22 protein-coding genes and 1 pseudogene are annotated in these 19,712 nt (G+C 40.9%); 14 read left to right on the plus strand and 9 right to left on the minus strand.

The features are described 5' to 3' along the window. Nucleotides 1-26 precede the first annotated feature (26 nt). Together FU659_RS37845 and FU659_RS31095 are read right to left on the minus strand one after the other, a co-directional pair. Entirely contained in the window at nucleotides 27-155 is a 129-nt protein-coding gene (locus FU659_RS37845) for a hypothetical protein (protein ID WP_261808174.1), read from the minus strand. A 289-nt stretch (nucleotides 156-444) separates the two neighbouring features. Next, the gene (locus FU659_RS31095) at nucleotides 445-1,170 is read right to left on the minus strand and encodes a polysaccharide deacetylase family protein (protein ID WP_147951120.1); all 726 of its coding nucleotides are present in this window, start codon (nucleotides 1,168-1,170) and stop codon (nucleotides 445-447) included. A 163-nt stretch (nucleotides 1,171-1,333) separates the two neighbouring features. Here FU659_RS31095 and FU659_RS31100 point away from each other — a divergent pair. Continuing rightward, nucleotides 1,334-2,170, plus strand: a pseudogene (locus FU659_RS31100) (YitT family protein). 17 nt (nucleotides 2,171-2,187) lie between these two features. Here FU659_RS31100 and FU659_RS31105 read toward each other — a convergent pair. Beyond that, complete coding sequence (locus FU659_RS31105) at nucleotides 2,188-3,066, minus strand: LysR family transcriptional regulator (protein ID WP_147951121.1); 879 nt, start codon at nucleotides 3,064-3,066, stop codon at nucleotides 2,188-2,190. A gap of 167 nt (nucleotides 3,067-3,233) precedes the next feature. Between FU659_RS31105 and FU659_RS31110 the strand changes: the two genes are divergently transcribed. The 3 genes from FU659_RS31110 to FU659_RS31125 all read left to right on the plus strand — a co-directional run bounded on the left by FU659_RS31110 (nucleotide 3,234) and on the right by FU659_RS31125 (nucleotide 5,453). Continuing rightward, nucleotides 3,234-4,286 (plus strand): YeiH family protein, encoded by a 1,053-nt coding sequence (locus FU659_RS31110; protein ID WP_147951122.1) that lies wholly within the window; start codon nucleotides 3,234-3,236, stop codon nucleotides 4,284-4,286. Between the two features lie 245 nt (nucleotides 4,287-4,531). Next, nucleotides 4,532-4,963, plus strand: a complete 432-nt coding sequence (locus tag FU659_RS31120) for a GNAT family N-acetyltransferase (RefSeq protein ID WP_147951123.1) — start codon at nucleotides 4,532-4,534, stop codon at nucleotides 4,961-4,963. A 73-nt stretch (nucleotides 4,964-5,036) separates the two neighbouring features. Further along, nucleotides 5,037-5,453, plus strand: coding sequence for a GNAT family N-acetyltransferase (locus FU659_RS31125; protein ID WP_147951139.1), 417 nt, complete (start codon nucleotides 5,037-5,039; stop codon nucleotides 5,451-5,453). 149 nt (nucleotides 5,454-5,602) lie between these two features. Here the strand turns inward: FU659_RS31125 and FU659_RS31130 are convergent, their stop codons facing one another. Continuing rightward, nucleotides 5,603-6,076, minus strand: a complete 474-nt coding sequence (locus FU659_RS31130) for a MarR family winged helix-turn-helix transcriptional regulator (protein WP_147951124.1) — start codon at nucleotides 6,074-6,076, stop codon at nucleotides 5,603-5,605. A 187-nt stretch (nucleotides 6,077-6,263) separates the two neighbouring features. On the opposite strand from FU659_RS31130, the gene FU659_RS31135 reads away from it, so the two are divergent. After that, nucleotides 6,264-6,707: an ester cyclase gene (locus FU659_RS31135; RefSeq protein ID WP_147951125.1), complete on the plus strand. Its 444-nt coding sequence runs from the start codon at nucleotides 6,264-6,266 to the stop codon at nucleotides 6,705-6,707. Nucleotides 6,708-6,759: 52 nt separating this feature from the next. Here FU659_RS31135 and FU659_RS31140 read toward each other — a convergent pair whose 3' ends face one another. From FU659_RS31140 to FU659_RS31155, 4 genes are read right to left on the minus strand one after another with little or no spacing between them, the layout of a single operon-like run. Next, nucleotides 6,760-6,969: a hypothetical protein gene (locus FU659_RS31140; protein WP_147951126.1), complete on the minus strand. Its 210-nt coding sequence runs from the start codon at nucleotides 6,967-6,969 to the stop codon at nucleotides 6,760-6,762. A 29-nt stretch (nucleotides 6,970-6,998) separates the two neighbouring features. After that, nucleotides 6,999-8,078, minus strand: coding sequence for a mannose-1-phosphate guanylyltransferase (locus tag FU659_RS31145; RefSeq protein ID WP_147951127.1), 1,080 nt, complete (start codon nucleotides 8,076-8,078; stop codon nucleotides 6,999-7,001). Beyond that, nucleotides 8,071-9,174: a glycosyltransferase gene (locus FU659_RS31150; RefSeq protein ID WP_187274521.1), complete on the minus strand. Its 1,104-nt coding sequence runs from the start codon at nucleotides 9,172-9,174 to the stop codon at nucleotides 8,071-8,073. The genes FU659_RS31145 and FU659_RS31150 overlap by 8 nt, the downstream gene beginning before the upstream one ends. After that, a complete protein-coding gene (locus tag FU659_RS31155; RefSeq protein ID WP_147951128.1) occupies nucleotides 9,174-10,355 on the minus strand; it encodes a glycosyltransferase family 4 protein in 1,182 nt (393 codons plus the stop codon). Before FU659_RS31155 ends, FU659_RS31150 begins: the two co-directional genes overlap by 1 nt. Nucleotides 10,356-10,567: 212 nt before the next feature. On the opposite strand from FU659_RS31155, the gene FU659_RS31160 reads away from it, so the two are divergent. From FU659_RS31160 to FU659_RS31175, 4 genes are all read left to right on the plus strand, one after another. Then, the gene (locus tag FU659_RS31160; protein WP_147951129.1) at nucleotides 10,568-10,837 is read left to right on the plus strand and encodes a helix-turn-helix domain-containing protein; all 270 of its coding nucleotides are present in this window, start codon (nucleotides 10,568-10,570) and stop codon (nucleotides 10,835-10,837) included. Then, nucleotides 10,834-11,775, plus strand: a complete 942-nt coding sequence (locus FU659_RS31165) for a DUF1861 family protein (RefSeq protein WP_147951130.1) — start codon at nucleotides 10,834-10,836, stop codon at nucleotides 11,773-11,775. The genes FU659_RS31160 and FU659_RS31165 overlap by 4 nt, the downstream gene beginning before the upstream one ends. A gap of 99 nt (nucleotides 11,776-11,874) precedes the next feature. After that, on the plus strand, nucleotides 11,875-12,453 hold the full coding sequence (locus FU659_RS31170; protein WP_187274522.1) for a 50S ribosomal protein L25: 579 nt from the start codon (nucleotides 11,875-11,877) through the stop codon (nucleotides 12,451-12,453). 219 nt (nucleotides 12,454-12,672) lie between these two features. Further along, nucleotides 12,673-13,470, plus strand: a complete 798-nt coding sequence (locus tag FU659_RS31175; protein ID WP_147951132.1) for a protein-glutamine gamma-glutamyltransferase — start codon at nucleotides 12,673-12,675, stop codon at nucleotides 13,468-13,470. Between the two features lie 258 nt (nucleotides 13,471-13,728). Here FU659_RS31175 and FU659_RS35995 read toward each other — a convergent pair whose 3' ends face one another. Beyond that, nucleotides 13,729-14,034, minus strand: a complete 306-nt coding sequence (locus FU659_RS35995; RefSeq protein ID WP_187274523.1) for a hypothetical protein — start codon at nucleotides 14,032-14,034, stop codon at nucleotides 13,729-13,731. Nucleotides 14,035-14,527: 493 nt separating this feature from the next. On the opposite strand from FU659_RS35995, the gene FU659_RS31185 reads away from it, so the two are divergent. The 5 genes from FU659_RS31185 to FU659_RS31205 all read left to right on the plus strand — a co-directional run. Next, nucleotides 14,528-15,493, plus strand: coding sequence for a hypothetical protein (locus FU659_RS31185; RefSeq protein WP_147951134.1), 966 nt, complete (start codon nucleotides 14,528-14,530; stop codon nucleotides 15,491-15,493). Between the two features lie 51 nt (nucleotides 15,494-15,544). Next, nucleotides 15,545-16,006 carry a macro domain-containing protein gene (locus FU659_RS31190; RefSeq protein WP_147951135.1) on the plus strand — a complete coding sequence of 154 codons (462 nt, stop codon included), beginning with the start codon at nucleotides 15,545-15,547 and terminating at the stop codon, nucleotides 16,004-16,006. Between the two features lie 32 nt (nucleotides 16,007-16,038). Further along, entirely contained in the window at nucleotides 16,039-16,926 is an 888-nt protein-coding gene (locus FU659_RS31195) for an ADP-ribosylglycohydrolase family protein (RefSeq protein WP_147951136.1), read from the plus strand. Between the two features lie 235 nt (nucleotides 16,927-17,161). Continuing rightward, complete coding sequence (locus FU659_RS31200; RefSeq protein ID WP_147951137.1) at nucleotides 17,162-17,560, plus strand: BlaI/MecI/CopY family transcriptional regulator; 399 nt, start codon at nucleotides 17,162-17,164, stop codon at nucleotides 17,558-17,560. Between the two features lie 34 nt (nucleotides 17,561-17,594). After that, nucleotides 17,595-19,712 (plus strand): M56 family metallopeptidase (locus FU659_RS31205; protein ID WP_147951138.1); only part of this gene is annotated, 2,118 nt, incomplete at its 3' end.

Genomic DNA, 19,712 nt, shown 5'->3' on the forward strand with positions numbered 1-19,712 from the left:
TAGTAACTTTAGCAGAAAGCGAGGAGTTAGATATAGGCCCGTATAAGAATGATGTAGTGACAATCGTGTTTAGGCGATACGATAACCGGACGCAGAATCATTACAAGCTTCCGTATAGTTGGTTTTGCAAGTCCTTGCAGACGATTCATATTCATCGGCGGACGTGTATCTTTTGCAGAAGTCTGTCTTTTGTCACATGGTTTCAGAATCGTATCATCGAGACGAAATGTATTAGTTTTTGAACGCAGAGGGTGTTAGTTTAACAACAGGCCGCGGCAACTTGATATCAAGTTGCCGCGCTTTATTTTGTCTACATTTTGCAAAAATGTGGAAGGAATCGAGACAATAAGCGTTGATGTAATAACGAAATCGGGCATCTAAAAAGACTGTACATTCAAGTAAGTGTACAGTCTTTTTTATGTTTATTTTTAACGTTTAAGGAAATTACCGGATTTTGACCGGAATCGCTTTTCTGTAGTTTAAGAGCTCCGAAATGGTAACAAATTTGTACCCCCGGTTTTTCAACTCCGGTAGTATGATTTTTAATGCGGCAATGGTTTGCGTAGGACCTTCTATATAGTCATGAAATAACACAATATTTCCATTGTTCGAATTTTCCAGAACACGCTTCACAATTTTGTTGACTCCAGGTGTATCCCAATCTCTCGTATCCAATTGCCAAGACCACATAATCATCTTATAACCTTCTTGTTTGACAATGGAAACCAGGTGTTCGTTGAATATGCCTCCCGGTGGGCGAAACAGATGGGAATGATGGCCAGTCGTGGCGAAAATAATTTCTTCTGCTTTGTTGATTTCTTTTTTCATGTTCGTATTTCTGCCTAAGTAAGCATGGCTATACGTATGATTAGCTAATTCGTGTCCTTCTTGAAGCGTTCTATTGAGCACATCGGGATAAAGCTTTACTTTGTTGCCGACCACAAAGAATGTTGCTTTGGCATCATATTGCTTAAGTAGTTCCAAAATTTGTGCCGTATACTCAGGATGAGGACCATCATCGAAAGTAAGGGCAATTACCTTCTCATCCGTTGGAATTTCCCAAACGACCTCTCCGCGTGTTTCATAATAGGCCCGATCTTTTTTAGGGGCGGCATAAGCATAAGGGGGCAACAAAAAAAGGCAGATACAAACAATGGCTATGATTTTCATGTTGTCTCCTAATCCGTAATGATTGACAAGTTTTATCATAACCAATTTCTGAAAAGCCATTCATGTAAATGCTATGCAAGGGAGATCCCTATCCATTATCGTGCCATATCTGATAGAATAGGGATCTACACAACTATAGGTTCAGCTAAGAAAGGTGCATGAAATGAAAAAAAGGGTATTTGATATTTTTGTTATTATGGTTGGAGCATTCCTTTTTGCGATGTCGATCAATCTATTTGTCATTCCAAATCAATTTGGCGAAGGAGGAGTTACAGGTATAACGATTATTGCGTATTACCTGTTTGGTTGGTCTCCCGGATTGATTAGTTTAATCATTAATTCTTTTTTATTGTTAATAGGCTATAAATTTTTGGATAAGACAACGGTTATATATACAATCATTGCGGTCTTGTTTAACTCTCTCTTTTTATATGTAACAGCGGGGTGGCATCTATCTTCTAACGAATTAACGATTAATGCTATATTTGGAGCGTACTCACAGGAGTTGGGATCGGATTAATTATCAGGGTTGGGGGCACAACAGCAGGTACAACTATTTTGGCTAGAATTGCGAATAAATATTTGGACTGGAATATTAGCTACGCGTTGTTGTTTTTTGATTTACTCGTTGCAATTTCCTCCTATTTCATTATTGGGGCTCAAGCTCTTATGCTAACTATTGTTTTACTTTATATAGGAACAAAGGTAATGGATTTCATCATTGAAGGTGTGAACCCGAAGAAGGCCGTTACCATCATTTCCAAAGAACATAGTAAAATTGCCGATCAAGTGAACTCGCTCATGGATCGAGGAGTTACCGTTTTGCATGGACATGGTTACTATACGAAAACACCACAAGAAATCTTATATATCGTTATTAGCAAACAGGAGCTGAGTTTGACTGAAAAAAATCGTGAAAGCAAACGATAAACATGCGTTTATTACGATTCATGATGTTCGAGATGTGTTTGGAGAAGGATTTATTGATATTTCTAAATAATCTAGACAGGCAGGCGTTCATCTTTGCTGCAGTTTCTGGATGAATACATTCAAAGCCATGGATGACGAATGATCACAGTTCTGTATGATCCAAAAATTACGCTCCGACAGCTTTGGGTTAACAGAAATTTGGCATATTTCTCCGGAAGCTAGCTCCTTTTTTACAACCCAACGGGATAGGATGGCGATACCGAGACCGGCTGATACAGCTTCTTTAACGCCTTGGCTGCTGGTAAACACGTAGGAACGTTTGACTGAAAGACGAGCGTGACGAATAAATTGATCGCAAAATGAACGGGTACCAGAACCACTTTCCCTGAGTACCCAGATTTGATCTTGGAGCTTATCCGGTCTTATGGTATTGTTCGATGCTAATGGATGGTCGGGAGATGCAATGAGGATCATTTCATCTTTCATATAAGGGGTGATGTTGATGCCATGGGAAGCCACAGTTCCTTCAACGATACCCAGGTCAAGCTTATTGGCTTTAAGCGCAAGTGTGATTTCCTCGGTATTCGCAATCATTAAGGATAAATCAACCTCCGGAAATTGACCCGCATATTCTGCGAGCACTCGCGGCAAAATATACTCTCCGATTGTAAAGCTTGCACCAATTTGAATAGATCCGGTGACTTGTTCATTCAACAAATGAATCGCTTGTTTGGCTTCTTCATTAAGAGAAAGTATGTGCTTCGCACGTTTATATAAAATTTCCCCAGCTTCCGTGAGTTTGACCTGCTTGGGTGAACGATGCATAAGTTTGGCCCCATACTCGTTCTCCAGATTACGTATAATGAGTGAGACACCGGGTTGTGACAGGTTAAGTAACTCCGCAGCTTTGGAGAAGTTAGATTGTTCTGCTACCGTTACATAAACTCGAAGTGCTTCTGCGATCATATTCATTCCTCCTTAATGCCATTGTACCTATACGAAGGGAATAGAACAACTCAATCATAAGTTTTTCTCATGATACTCATAGGATATCGGTATTTCTCTTATGATTAAAATGGCTTTATAGTGAACCTACAGAGAATGGCTTCATTACAAGGCAGGAGTGAGAACTTATGACAGAGACTAAGGCATACGCATTCAACATAACACTAAAGAACAAAAAGGGCCTAGGTTTTGCACAAGGGATTGGCTTAACGCTATTACTTGCGGTAATCGCTAAGTACTTGGCTGGATTTCCGTTTCTAAGTATCATGGGGCAGTTAGTTATCGCCATTTTGTTAGGAATCGCCTGGAGAGCTGCTGTCGGGGTACCTCGCCATGCAACGATGGGCATTTCCTTCTCCAATAAAAAACTATTGAGATATGGGATTATTTTGCTCGGAATGAAATTGAATTTGACCGATATCGTTCATGCGGGTCCTAAAGTTTTCACTATAGCGATCATTCACATTATTTTTACGATATTTGTCGTTTATGGAATTTCAAAATTAATGAAAGTTGAACAACGTTTAGGCCTTTTAACAGCATGTGGTGTGGCCATTTGTGGTGCTGCAGCTATAGCAGCTATTTCCCCGCAAATAAAGGCTAATGATAACGAGACGGCCATAAGTGCAGCCACAGTGGCTATTCTGGGGACTATGTTTACTCTTTGTTACACGATTATATATCCGTTTCTTGGTTTAACCGCGAAGGGGTACGGTATTTTCTCGGGTGCTACGCTTCATGAGGTTGCCCACGTAATCGCCGCGGCAGCACCAGGTGGCAAAGAAGCCGTTGATCTTGCTGTTATCGTGAAGTTGACACGGGTTTCTCTGTTAGTACCGGTAGCTATCGTCATTGGGATCTGGGCAAACCGAAAGGAGCGCAAGAAGAACTCTGATGTTCAAAAAGCAAGCTGGAAGTCGATTCCGATACCTTGGTTTATTGTCGGATTTCTTTGTATGAGCGGCGTCAACACACTGGGCATCATACCGATGTCTGTCACTAATCAATTCATTATTGTGGCATATTTATTAATTGCTATGGCGATGGCCGGACTAGGCCTTCATGTTGACATCGTCTTGTTTCGCCGCTGGGGGATGAAGTCGTTTGTATCGGGCCTCATTGGATCGGTCTTACTTTCGATTTTGGGGTATGGATTGATCGTTTTATTTGGATTGAAATGAATTTTCGGTACCTAAATAAAGCAGGATTTTCTTGGGAAACAGCGAAGTAGATAGGATCGAAGAGAGGATGTGAGCATCATGATAACTCATTTGCCGAGCTCGATTATATTCATACGGTATAAACGCATCATTTGTTTAGACATACCTGATGACTATAGATTTATGGATGAGGAATTAATTGATTTGCTGGAATCAAGGGTTTCAGATTATATAGAGATTTAATGATTAAAGGGGAGTAGAGGAACATGGAAATCACATTTAACAACTATGTCATTAGCGATAATAAACAATTGCTGGATTTGAAAATAATAAAGGGCTTTTTAGCCAGAAGTTACTGGGCAAATCAAAGATCAGAGGAGAGAACGGAAAAATCGATTGAGAACTCTGTTTGTTATGGGATCTATGAGGAAAGTAAACAGGTTGGATATGCCAGAATCGTTACTGACCATGCTACGATGTACTATTTGTGCGATGTATTTATTGATGAAGAACATCGGGGGAAAGGCTTGGGGAAAAAATTAGTTGAAAGTCTTGTAAATTCGGAACAATTAAAAGACCTCATGGGCATTTTGGGAACAATGGACGCTCATGAATTATATAAACAATACGATTTTGAATCTGATCCCGAACGCTTTATGAGAAGACGTCCTGATTATATAAGAAATTCGAATACGTAATGTGTGAAACCAATCAAAGGAGATACAGAGAGTGGGAAAAATAAGACAATTACAAAAAAACGAACAAGTACCCATGGAATTGCTGCTTCTTGCAGACCCAGACGAAGTGATAATTCATAGCTATTTGTTGCGAGGTTTGTGCTACATATTAGAACTCGACGGTGCAATTGTTGGAGCCTATGTTTTATTACCGACAAGACCCCTGACTATTGAACTTGTCAATGTTGCAGTAACAGAATCGATGCAGGGTAGAGGCTTAGGGAAGCGATTAGTTTTAGATGCGATAGAAGTATCAAGAAAATTGGGTTATCAAACGTTGGAAGTTGGGACAGGAAACTCTAGTATCGGGCAGATCGGCTTGTATCAGAAATGTGGATTCCGGATAACCGGAGTTGATCGTGATTTTTTTACAAGGCATTATGCCGAACCGATTTATGAAAATGGGATTCAGTGTCGTGACATGATTCGCATGCAGCAAGATCTTGGATAAACGGCTAACGAATCGTAGATGAGGACCATACAGAACGCCAGCTGCAGCCTAGATTCATATGCTGCAGCTGGCGTTATTTATTTTTTCTTTGGATGAAAGGAAGGCCGGTAAAATAAAATCTTTACCCAGTGTCACTGTTCGAAGATTAGTTAGCCCCAAACAGGACGCAAAGGTAGAGAAGATCCGTTCTCATTGATTGAATGGATAATCTGCCCTAAATCCTCTCGGAGCAGTGACATTCGCTCAGCGCCAATGATTTCTGCCCATCTCTGCTCGATTTCTACATAGATAGCTTCTTTGGCTCTAATTAATGCCCACCCGCGCTCCTTTAGGATGACGATTTTCCCTCTTTTGTCATCAGGGTTAGGCTGGCGGGCTACGTAACCATGCTCCTCAAGGTAATCAATCATCTGGCTGACTCCTTGCTTGGTAATTCCCAAATGCTCGACCAGTTCGGTTCCGGTAGCTCCGTCAGGCATAATGCGTTGAAACAGGAATCCATGCGCAGGCCTGACGTCATCAAAACCTTTTTCATCTAGTTTAAGGTGAAGTTCATCAATGATTGAGCTAAATGTGAGTGAAAGAAGGGACGCTAAATCATAATGATGCGGTTGCTTCGTCATAAGGGAACACCTCTGTCTTCATATAGTCAATTTACTAGACATATTCTTTGCTTATTATATGATGTATGAATATTCCATGCAACATAAGCGGAATCTTTCGTATAGTCCAGTTACTTGACTAAATCGCAAGAGGGTGTTACATTATTAAAGTCAAATAAATTGACTAAATGGAGTGTGAGGGGAAATCATGATGAGTACGATCGATTTAAATACGAATGTAGTACGTTCATTTATTGAGTTGTTTTGGAATCAAGGGGAGTTTGCAGGAACAGAGGAATTTCTAACTTCCGGTTATGTAGACCACGCCTATATGCCGAATCATAAAGAGGGTTTGCTGAACATGGCAAACATTCTTCATTCCGCTTTTCCTGATCAAAAATGGACCATCGAAAGTATGATCGCACAAGATGATAAAGTCGTTATTCGTCTGACGCTGCGCGGAACGCATACAGGAACTTTCCGTGGTACGGAACCAACGAACCAGATCATTGAAGTCAATCAATATCGCGAATTTCGTCTAGAAGATGGAAAGATAGCGGAGCATTGGGCACTATTCGATACAGCTACGTTATTTAGACAAATTGGTGCTGAATGGAATGAGCAGCCTGCTTGTAAAATCAATCGTCCATAATAGAAAAAAAGAGTAGGCGAAACAATCGCTTACTCTTTCTTTTCAATCCTCGTTACAATGGTAACCACTTACTATAATCAGATGCTTCATAACGGTTGGCTTCAATATTATATCTAATTTCAACGATTACTCCGCTTTTTAAGCCTTCAAAGTAAACGAAGTAATCGTTGCTTCTCGCAAAGACAACTTGATCAAATGCGTGTGTAGTTTTTAATTCTCTCATATGATGATCAAATGTATTCGTTTCATGTAAGGTTGTCATTTATGTTCCCTCCCCTTGCCTAATTTCATTTACACATATTCCGTCATTCCTTTTTCCTTCAGCATATCGACAATGTCTTTGACAGACTGCGCTTTATCCTTGGGACAAATTAATAACGCATCTCCCGTGTCTGCAATGATCAAGCCGTCTATGCCTATTGTCGTGATCAGTCTTCCATTCCCATAAATGATGGAGTTTCGTGTATCTATGCCCATGTAGTTCGCTTTAACAATATTGCCTGACTCATCCGGAGGGAAAATAGCGCCTAGCGCATCCCAACTGCCAATGTCATTCCAGCCAAAATTACCAGAGAGAACAACGACTTCATCGCAGCGTTCCAAAATCCCATAATCAATAGAGATATTTTGCAGCGTTGGGTAAATCTTGTTGGTCATTTCTTCTTCTTGATCTGTCCCCAAATAATCTCGAAGTGGAAGCATCGTTTTATACAGTCTAGGCAAGTAACGTTTGAAGTTTTCAATAATAACCGATGTCTTCCATATAAAGATACCACTATTCCATAAATAATGCCCAGAAGCTACATAAGCTTGCGCTTTTTGAAAATTAGGTTTTTCTACAAACTCTGCGACTTCATAGATGGGACAAGGACTTTTGGTATAAGGCACATCGTCATAAGAAATATAACCGTAGCCGGTAGAAGGAAATGTTGGTTTAATCCCAATGGTCACGATTTTATCAGAATCCATAGCTACTGTACAGGCTTCATTTAACGTTTGTCGGAATTGCTCTTCATCGGTAATATGATGATCGGAAGGGAGGACAACCATTAATGAATCTCCATGGCATTTCTCGATAAATAAGGCGGCAAAAAGAATGCTGGCAGCTGTGTTCCGAGCAACCGGTTCGATGAGAATATTCCCCTTTAATACACTGCTGTGCATGATGCTTTCCAACAAAACCGCTTGGGAACGATTCGTTACGATTACCGTATTTTCCTGTGGAATGATCCCCTTAAACCGTTCGATCGTATCGTTTAGCATAATATCGTTACCGCTGATATTGAGCAGCTGTTTAGGAGTTTCTTGCCTAGAAAGCGGCCAGAAGCGGGTTCCGCCTCCGCCTGCAAGGATGATTGCGAATTTATTCATGATGCATCACCAAATGAGCAATGGAGAAAGAAATAATACTTTCAGAGCCTTGGTTAAGGTTTAATCCTGTGGAATGAATACCATCATAACAGCCTCCAGTTTGGGGGTCGATTAAAGAGACATTCATCGAATTATTGCCCACATACCACTCGTAGCACAAGGATGCCTGTTTCAGATAAGAGGGATCTCCAAGTAAGGTAAATGCCTCTTTACAAGCTAGAAGCATTTCGCAAGCTTCTATGGGCTGCTCATCATAGGGAGCGGCATCCTCGCCGCGCAGCTGCCAGCCATGGCTGCCGATAGGTTTAAAATAACCTAATGGAGAGAATGTCTTGGATGCCAGAAAATCCAGGCTCTCTTTCGCGACTTCTTTTAAATCGTCTCTACCTGTGAGGCTTGCAGCTTTGAGTAACGCCCACGGAAGCATGGCATTGCCGTACGTTAGGCTGTTTTCGAACCAATGCCATCCATTGCCTTTATTCTGTTTATATTGATCTTTCAGACGTGCTGCCATATGCTCGATCAGACTGAAGACGATGTCTCTTGGCAGAAATGCGGCTGCTTCCTCGCTGCTCTCAACATGTGAATACGGAAACGAATAGGTTAGGGCATGAGGAGTTTGAAGCAGAAAACTAAGTCCAATCATGGCATAAGCCTGTGCGCGAGGAGATCCTAATGCATGGATGTGTGGCAAGGCTTGATTGATCATATAGCGGCAAGTATTTTGTAGATTGTCCGGTACAGAAGGGTGGGAGAGAGTAAAGCCAAGTGCCCATAGGGTACGTCCCTGACAATCCTCTGAGCCTTTATCTTCAATGAATTGACGATTGTAATCCATGAAATTTCTAAAATTTCCATCCGAATTCTGAGAGTGATAGATGAATGAGATGTACGTTTGTATGAGGCCCAACGCTTTTGGTTCTTTTTCGTTGCTATAAAGTAATACAGCAGCGATTAAGGCTCGCGCATTATCATCTGTCGTATATCCTTTAGAGCGATCGGGAATACCGAATTTCGTATGCTGAAAAATTCCTGTATCATCGGTCATTTTATTCATATAATCGGACCGAAAGTGCATGATGGTTTGTACGTTCATTAAATCACACTCCTTTTGGAAAAATGAGCGGTGCTTATGCTTTCTTCAAAGACGGCAGCATAACGTTTGGCGATTTCTCCCCACATCATGGTTTTCCCAAGTGCCAGTGTACTGGCTTCCATTTCTTTTACCAGAGAAGGATTATCAAGCAGCTTGCTAATGGATGTTTCCAAAGAGGAAGAGTCGCGGAATTCTGCTAGCAGTCCCCTTCCGCCAGCCAGCATCTCCTCGGCATACCGATAAGGAGTTGAAACAATAACTCTGCCATAACCCACTCCATAGGCCAATGTTCCGCTAACGGCTTGATCTTTGCCCAAATAGGGTGTCATGTAAATGTCAGACATAACCAGTGATTGAATGACTTCTTCCTGTGTCAACAGCTTATCGACAAACAGAACGTTCTCGACCAAACCAAGCTCTTTGATCTGTTCAGTCAGCTTCTGTCTATACACTTCGCCGGTTTCCTTTTTGACGACAGGGTGTGTTTTTCCCCATATGATATAAAGGGATTCTGGGTGCTGTGCGATCACTCCACGCATCGCCTCGATGCCATACTCAATACCTTTGCCGGGACTCAAAAAACCGAAAGTCGAAATGATCTTCCGGTCTGTGAATCCAAATTGCTCTTTCAGTTCGCTTCTTGACTTCGTTTCGACATAAGGGACGCCATGATGAATAAACACAATTTTATGAAGATCAATTTCATAAATCACATGTAAATCTGTAACGGTAGACTGCGCCATCGTGACTACTTTCGCACTTAATTGCGCAATGCGATTCATAATATGTCGTTGTTTTGGACTAGGCGTTGTTAATACCGTGTGAAAGATAACGACAAAAGGAATGTTTAATCGTTCAACAAAAGGAATGACATATTCGCCGTTTTCTCCTCCATAAATCCCGAATTCATGTTGAATAACGAGCAGATCGACATTCGAGGTGTTCAGGTAATCAGCGGCTTCCACGTAATCCGTTACTTGCTGCTGATCGATTTGCATGATGACTTGATCATCATAGTTGTACGTTTCTTTGTTATTTACCGCAATAATCCGGGGTTTGTTAAAGTTTTTTTTTTGAGCGAATTGGTCCATTAAATCTTGTGTGAATGTGGCAATCCCGCACTCTCTTGGCAGGCTGGTTCCTAAAAAAACAATATTTAAATGGTTATTGATACGATTCATAGTGGGGCCTCCCATGGCTATTCTTACGATTTTTTGAATAAAAAAAGAAAATAAAGCGCACTTTATTTTCTAAAATAAATGAGACGGGTATTAAATTGTCTGAAAAATGTACCAATTCAAATTTCTATTCACAGCGTACCATGACCATTTTTTCTTGTCAAATGATTGACTCTTCACAGGGATCGATATATATTGTTGTAGGAGGTGCTGGAATGTCAGCTATACGCAGTAATTTAAAAGAGGTTATGGAAAAACATGATCCTAAATTATCGATCCGCAAGCTTGCCAAAGATGTTAATTATCACTTCGATTCCATTCGTCGTATGTACAAGGATGAGATGGTTCAATACCCTCGGGACTTGCTGTTAAAGCTCTGTATCTACTTTGATGTACAGCCGGGAGAGCTCATTGTCATAGAGGATAGGGAGCGAAGTGAATTTATCATAGATGAATCGGAAGAACAACAGGAGGAACTTAAATGACGGTTAAACGCACAGAAGCTGAAACCTGCCAACAACTACTTGTTAAATTCCATGCTGCGCCGCGGATGACGAAGGTCGAGAAACTAAGGTTCTCCGGAGTTGGAAAAAGAGATGTTTATAATATAACAGCACCTTTCATCTATGATGGCGAAGAGGTGATCGTGGGAAGAGTTGAGGAACGAGATAGTGAGTTCTCTCAAGTCTTTTTTTTTACGCAAACTAACCAGGTATGGAATCCCAGAGTGCATACTCATACTTATAACTTGCAAGACCCATGTATGACGATTATTAATGGAGAATTGATTTTTGGCGGGGTTGAAATCATTACTTCAGCAGAAAATCCTCATCTCATCGTTTCATGGGTTACCCAATTTTATCGGGGGCGGCACATTGATTCGTTATGTCACTTCTCTTCGGGTCCTGGCACGATGAAGGATATTCGACTGATAGAGCTCGCTGATGGAAGAATAGGCGTATTCACCAGACCGCAAGGGATTAGAGGCGGAAGAGGCCAGATTGGGTTCACGATTATCCACTCGATAGATGAACTGGATGAACAAACGTTTATCCATGCAGATATTTTGCAAGATCAATTCGTTCCTGAAGAATGGGGTGGCGCGAATGAAGCGCATTTATTGAAAAATGGTCATGTTGGCGTTCTGGGACATATCGCTTGCTTTGATGAGCAACTAAATAAACACTATTATTCGATGGTCTTTTCAATAAATCCCGAAACCTGCGAGAAAACCCCAATTAAAATTATTGCGACCAGAAGCGATTTTCCGGACGGACCTGGCAAACGGCCAGATCTAAAGGATGTAATATTCAGTGGTGGACTCGTTCGTTTAGAAAATGGCCGTGCCATACTCTCAGTAGGGGTAAGTGACGCAGAGGCTTATCGAATAGAGATTCCGGATCCATTTAAAGAATATGAATAAGGAATGTGATTAACTTTCTCCATTTGACAAGATTTTATGGTCGTGTTATGATAAGTGTGACAAGAAATTATGGTCAAAAGAGAGCGGGAACCTATAATTATGAGTAAAACCATTCAGTTAAGCGAACGTGCCGGCACAACGAAGTCCATTCGGAACGAAGGAAGAAAGTTGGGACGTATTCCTGCTGTATTGTATGGGGTAGGCAAAACCACAGTGTCCGTCGAAGTGAACGAAAAAGAAGTGTTGGACGTATTGAGAAAACATCCACGAGCTATTCTACAGGCTTCTACTTCTGCTGAGGGAACTTTACCGGTAGTCATTCAAAATGTCCAACGGGCAACATTAACAGGCAAACTAATGCATATCGACTTTCATCATGTAAACATGAACAAAAGCATGGACAGCAAGGTGACCATTCATTTTCACGGAGAGTCAGTGGGTGTGAAAGAAGGCGGGGTTCTTCAAGTAGACATGTACGAAGTTGAAGTACGTTGTATGCCGGATCATCTGCCACCTTCCATGGAAGTGGATATCAGCGGACTTGCTATCGGCGATCAAATTCTCGTGTCTGATCTGGTCTTCCAGGATGGCATCGAAGTGCTGACTGACCCAAGCTCGGTTATGATCCAAATCAAGACGGTTCATGATGGAGCAGAAGCAGCTGCAAATCCTGCCTAGTCAATATTCACATTTATATATCAAGGACTGGAAATGGATCGAGCATGCCTCGATGATTTCCAGTCTTTTTTTATCATGCAGTGGAACAAATAGTTAACATATAGCTAATAGCAATGATTCTAACTTTGCTCTTATAAGAATTCCCAAGCACGTATTATCGGTATCTCCCATACAATAGGTGAAATTGTTTTACTGATATTACAAATTGGGGAGAAGTCTATGATCGTCTTCACATGTGATAGTGAGGTGACCTTCGATGAAGGCACATTGTCATCGTCAGAACGAAACATGTATGAGAAAAAGAAAAACAGCCTTGTCGAGTATCGATACGATTCCATCAGCACTTTATTGTTTGAACTGCAGATGCGAAACAAAATTATACAATCCTCATGGGCACTGAGTACAAGTGGTGTCTTTTTTGCCAGTTTCAAAAAATCCAAATGCAATGAGTTGTATTGGCACCTTACAGAGCACGGTAGATTTCAGTTGAAAAACAACGTGTCCCCGCAGGATGCGATTAGAGACATCTTCAGGAACGGAAATCTGTATGCGTTTGAATGTGCAACGGCGATCGTCATCGTCCTGTATAGAGCGATATTAGAATCGATTGATCCCAATCACTTCGATCGGTTATTTTCGGATCTTTTATTATTTGATTGGCACTATAACAGGAAATTGCATCTTATCGATCAGACCAATAGGCAAGAAGCGATAGCAGGGGATGTACTATATTTTGAGAATCCTGAGTTTTCTCCATTACTCCCTTGGTGGAAAGGGGAAAATGCTATCTTGATGGAGGACGGTTTCTATTATGGCCATGGACATGGCATGGGAATCGCAACTGCTGAAGACATCATTTATGTGCTTAACAAATATAGGGATCCAGGCAGCACGAAGTCGGCGTTTCTGACGGATTGTTTTGTTTATCTGGATTTTTCTTACTTTTCACAATTTCAATCAAGCACTCTGGAGCAGCCTATTTTGGCGAAAATAGGGAGTTGGACATTCGTTCGATGAATTGTTTTCCAAAAAGAACAATGGAGATGAGCCCATTTTATATAGACATGTGCCCTTTTTCTCCGTTTTGCATACCATGAAGAATGCCCATACCAGAGAGGAGAATGAACATGATTCAAAGAAATTCAACAACAGAGGATAACTTACCAATTCGTTTAAGTGCAACAAGAAACGAGCAAATTATCGGTAATCAAAATCAAACTTGGACGGAGAATGCCCTCCCTATCCAAAATCCAGCCTGGACGGGGGATAACCTTCCTATCCATCCAACTCAAGCACCCATAGTTGGAGGAGAATACGTACAACCACAGCCACACATTGCCCACCATCCTCATGCTCAGCACCACGCCTATCATTCGATGCAGCATCATGCCTATCATCCGATGCATCATCATGCTCACCACGCGATGCACCACCATCCGATGCACCACCACCCGATGCATCACCACCCGATGCACCACGACCCGATGCATCACCATGCTTACCACGCGATGCAACACCATGCTTACCATCCACACCTTCTTTATGCAACTCACCCACACCATCTCTATGCAACTCATCCATATCATCACTATGCTGCCCATCCGCATCACCACCATGTTACGCATCCACATCATCACCACCATGTTACACATCCTCACCACCATACATCTGATCCACAATGACACAATACATCGTAGTTATAAGAGAAAAGCGCAGCTATTGTGCATGCATCTGATCGTTCATACCTTAACGGTTCTTTCGCTTTCGAGGCGAATAGAGCCGTTTTTCTTCTTTTTATGTATAAACAATAAAGCGTTGTTTGAGACGGTTGTAAATAGGTAAACGTGGCAACGAAATTTTCCGGTCATACGTTAAAAAAGGAAATAATTTGAAGTTGATTTGGTTCCACTATTTTCAATTTTATCTATTTTCTGAAGCAACTACTTAGCTATAGCAATCGTCTACTTATATAAATCGTTTACAGGATGTGAGTTCTATTAAACCTCTATTATCAATAGCTAATTTAAGGAAAGGCGTACGTCTGTGTACCGCCATTTTCATAACGGTTTTGTTATTGTCGGCATGTAAAGAACAACGAAAAGCAGAAATTCCATCGCCATTCGTCAGCTCGCTGCCTGTAAACACTCAGGAGCCAGTAGATCAACCTGCGCCGCCCGAAACGGAAGAAGCAGCTCCAAAGCAATCTGCTCTCCCAAAAGATTGGGAACAGGTGAGCCGTCTTCAACGTGTAATAGGTGTCATTACAGACCTCCAAATTTCGGATGATCAAGTTCAATTTATTGACCTCATGGTGAAACAAAACGTAAGTCCAGTCAATAATCCAGTCGCTTACGATTACAAAGGGCAAACACTTCATCTTATTATAGATGAACCATTAAGTGCTGCAGGCGTTCTCCAAGACAAGGTGAATAAGGGTTCAGCTTTCCTTGTGAATTTCGCTCAATTCGCTATTCCCCCAAAGGGTGAAGTTGTATTAGCGTCCAGATTTTCCTATAACAATTTCTTTTACGAGCAAAAAGATTCTTTTATGGATAGGAATGGACAGCCATTCGATTTAAAAGCGGAATTTGAAGCGGCTAGACCAACCACAGTACCTACGCCAAAGCCAGAAAGAAAAATTCTGTATGCACTAGAAAAGAAGCAATTGATCAAACCACTTACGCAAATTCCTTACTATAGGCAGGAAAAGTTCGAAACATTGCCGAAGATTGTGTTTGAACAGTATAACGAGGGTCATCAGCCATGGTTAAGCAATCCTGTGACTGTCGCATTAGTGAATTGTTCGAATTTGATGAGCTCAGATGACGTAGATGTGCTGCAAAATATAGCCACGACCAGTGAGAAGAAAATCGTCATAGACTCGGATCGGAGCATTAGCGAGGTCAGCACGGGAGACAGTGATTTCAAGGTAGTGATGACTAAACCTGGAGGCATCTCCTACGATATTACGTTATTTGCACCTGCAGGTACGGATATATTATTCGTTAAAGAAATTGTTGAAAATACGCCGAGCAAATAGTCCGACAAAATTACATTGCTAAAATGAACAAGAAAGGGATGTGGAAATATTATGGCTGTTAAGTTAGTAAAAGGAGATTTAATGCGAGCTTCTGAACACATTATCGGGCATCAAGTAAATTGCCAAGCAGTAATGGGGTCCGGTGTAGCTGTACAAATAAAGAAGCTTTTTCCTAAGGTTTATGAGGAGTACTTACAGTATTGTCGCGATCACAAAGAGCATCTATTAGGAAGATGTCAAATTGTTGGTATTATCAATGGGGCGGACAAGTATGTGGCAAACTTGTTTGGTCAGCAATATTTTGGTGCCGATGGGAAGAAGTATACGAACGATGATGCTTTAAGAAATGCTCTTGTTCAATTGTATGAGTTTGCAAAAACCAATCAATTGACGGTTGCGCTCCCTTACAAAATCGGATGTGACCGCGGTGGCGGAGATTGGGAAAAAGTTTCAAAAATGATTCAAGATATTTTCACAGATGTTGAAGTTTCACTCTATGAATTCACACCATAAGGCTGAAAAATTGACGTATCGGAGGAAATTTGATGGGTCTTTTTAATAAAATAAAGGGTGGATTATATGGCGTCGCCATTGGGGATGCTTTAGGTGGAACTACGGAGTTTATGAGTAAAAAAGAAATTCAGCAAAGCTACGGATATCTCACAGAAATGATTGGGGGAGGGGTATGGGAACTTAGGCCTGGGGAAGTAACGGATGATACGCAAATGACTTTGTGTGTAGCTGAAGGAATTTTAGAGAATCCTCAAGACCCTAAACATGCAATTGGCGAGAAGTTTCTTCAATGGTATCAATCTGATCCGAAAGATATAGGCAATATTATTAAGAGAGTATTATCTACATATGAGGGAAATTGGTTTGAGGCTGCTTTCTTAGCCGACTTAGACCTTGGTCAAAGTGCAGGCAACGGCTCACTCATGCGCTGTATCCCAGTAGGACTCATTTATCCCCATCTCAGGGATATTGAAAACATTTCACGTATACAATCGAAAATGACTCACTATGATGAACGATGTAATCAGGCTTGTGAAATATACAATCGTATCGTCTTTAAATTGTTGCATGATGAATTACTCGTGGAAGCGATCAAAAGTGAAATCGTGGGGACAGAGTACGAAGATATTCTTACAAGAGAACCTGAGTGTGAATCGAGTGGTTTCGTTGTTCATACGTTTCGTTGGGTGCTGCATATCTTGCTTACAAGTCATTCGTTTCCTGAGGTTGTTCAGCGCGCAGCCAATTTAGGAGGAGATACAGACACGATCGCTGCCATTGCAGGTGGTTTAGCCGGCGTGTATCACGGATTCGAAAGTATTCCTTATCCATATGCGAATACAATTTTGATAAAAAATAAGCTTGATACCTTAACTGGGCAGATGATTGAGCTGCGCCAGCAACTTGGCATGTCTTCTTAACGCAGAACAAAAAAAGAGTTTTTAAATATTCTTATAAATCAGCTGTTTCTTCCTCTTTAATAAAGTCCCCGTTCTTTATTCAACTATTCATCTTCGTTCTCAATTTCCATACAAAAGTTTTATTATTAACTGAGGTATGCATCTAAGCGATCTTTATATTTACAGTTGTAATTGTAATCTCGACGGGTTATATTTACATTTGTAATTTAAAAAACCAAGAAAGGCTGGTTTTCATATGCACAATATCCCAAAAATATCGGAATCAGAATGGGAAATCATGAAGATTATTTGGAAGGACAGTCCGATAACCTCTGAGCAAATCTTGCTTCAACTACCCGATGAGAACCAATGGAGCGATCAAACAGTTCGTACTTTTATTAACAGGCTTTTGAAAAAACAAGTTATCGGTTTTGAAAAATCGGGAAGAGGTTATAAATATTACCCCTTGTTTTCCGAAAAAGAATGTGTGAAGGCAGAGAGTCAGTCTTTTCTTAAAAGGGTATTTGGCGGTGTTGCAGGGAGTATGGTTACCAATTTTTTGGAGGAAGTACACTTATCCGAAAAGGAGATCGAACAGCTTCAGAAGATCCTTACGGAAAAACAGGAGAAAGCTGATAACAATCCAAAGGCATAATGAAGTGTCGAAGTTCATTTGAAGAGGTACTTATATGAATATGATATGCAATATTTTCTTGTGGTTTTTATATTCAACCTTTGCGGCAAGCGTCGTTGCTTTATTGGTGATGGCGATTCAGAAATTGTTTCATCGTTTTTTGAGTGCCCGCATTCAGCACGCACTGTGGTTGATTGTGTGTATCCGATTGCTGATTCCTGTTTTTCCGAACAGTGACATAAGCATTTTTAATATGTTGCCATTGGTGACAGACCTGAAAAGTGCTGTCTCCATCATCCCGTTTACGCAAAACCATACATCAAGAGAATTATTGCAAAGCAACCAAGAAAATGATGAGATTCACAAAGATTTTAACATGGGAAGTCTGGATCATAACATTGAGCAAAATCTATCAGCAAAAGGAACTGAAGACCAAGTAACGGCTCCCTTAGTTACATATTCTACAGGTTTAAAAATTGTTTCTACGGTATGGTTTTTGGGGATGGTTGCCATACTTATTTATTTCATCTTTTGTATGTTCAAAATGAGAAGAAGATTCAGCAGTCTCCGAGTTGTAGCGGACTCTTCGATCTTAAAGAGCATGGATGATTGCAGAGTGAAATTCGACATTAAAAGGCCTATTTCCGTGTATACAGGTAACTATGCGATAAGTCCTTATATCTCAGGGCTGATGCGTCCGTGGATCTATTTTCCGGAAGCCATTGGCAAAGAATTGAGTGCCACTCAGATTTTTCATGTCTTTTCACACGAATTAGCTCATTTTAAAAGAAGAGATATAGCCTGGAATATGATCGGAAGTTTTATTTTGGCTATCCACTGGATGAATCCATTTATTTGGATGTGTATCCGAAAAATGAAGGCAGATCGGGAGCTCGCCTGTGATGCTTATGTATTAGAGATTTTGGGAGAAGCCGAAGCCGTAGCGTATGGCATGACGATTATTGAGTTTCTAAAGCGCTTATCGGCAAAACGATATCAGCCAAGCTCGCTTTATTTTTACGAATCAAGCAACCATAATCAACTCGCAAGGAGGCTCAGAATGATCAAATCATTCAAGAAGGGATCGTATAAACTGACTGTCATTGCGGTCTTATGTATGGCTATCATAGCTACTGTGACGTTAACGAACTCTCGAAAGCCGATGATGGCAAGCAGTACTGAAATCCTTCCTGCAGTCACCGAAACGGCGGTAAAGGACCGGATTCTGTTTGATTCCTCATTTCGGTCCTATAACAATTTGGAAAAGGCAGCAAAGGTAGCCGATTTTAAGTTTAAAGTCCCTGATTTTTTGCCCGAGGGTTACAAGTTTGAAAGTGTAAGTCTTAAACCGAAAGAAGCTGTCGACAACAAGCTAAGTAAAGTAATGGTTTATTTCCAAGAACTTAGGGGAAATATCAATTATGGAAATTTTGAACTTGATGCCGTTTATGGAGGCACTCTAGAAGCCGCTTACGCGGATATCGAACAGTATGAAAAACGTGGAACAGATAGTGAATTAGTGATAAAGAAAGAGCCTCTGAATAATCAGCTCTGGGATGCTTTAAAGGTGACAGTTGGTACAGGAAAGAAAGAAAAAGTGATTTATGTGTGGCTGGATAATGATATTCAGTATCAAATTAAAGGAAATGGAAACCTTTCAAATCAAGAATTCCTAACCATGATATCCTCGATGAAATATCCAGATGATAGGATTAAGGATCGTTATGAAAACCCTAATATGTTAAACGTTAGAATCTATGATGTTGATGATTTACAACGTGTTCCGGATTCAATCGGTTTTACGCCTAGGTTCCCCTTGCAAGCACTGGGGAGATTTCAAGCTGTGACTGCTTATGTATCCCAAAAGATGGATTTCAGTTACCCAGTGGACGATGTGGATAGAAGGATAAGGCTTCTCAGTATCGGTTACCAAAAGATGGATAACAGCCATACAAATATCAAAAGCTTTGACTTTATGCAAATCAAAAACGGTAACACCTATCAGGACATCAAAGAGAACGGATACGTAAACTTTTATCGTATTGACGGACAGAAAAATAAGGTCAAGGCAAGTCCTATGGAAATAGGCGGAACTGAAGTGTTTAAAACGGAGAAATACAAGATAGACGGGCCATTAAGCGATGCGAATGAGGCGGATTTGGTGAGTTATTTC

Source organism: Paenibacillus sp. N3.4 (assembly GCF_008017805.1).
Classification (GTDB): domain Bacteria; phylum Bacillota; class Bacilli; order Paenibacillales; family NBRC-103111; genus Paenibacillus_E.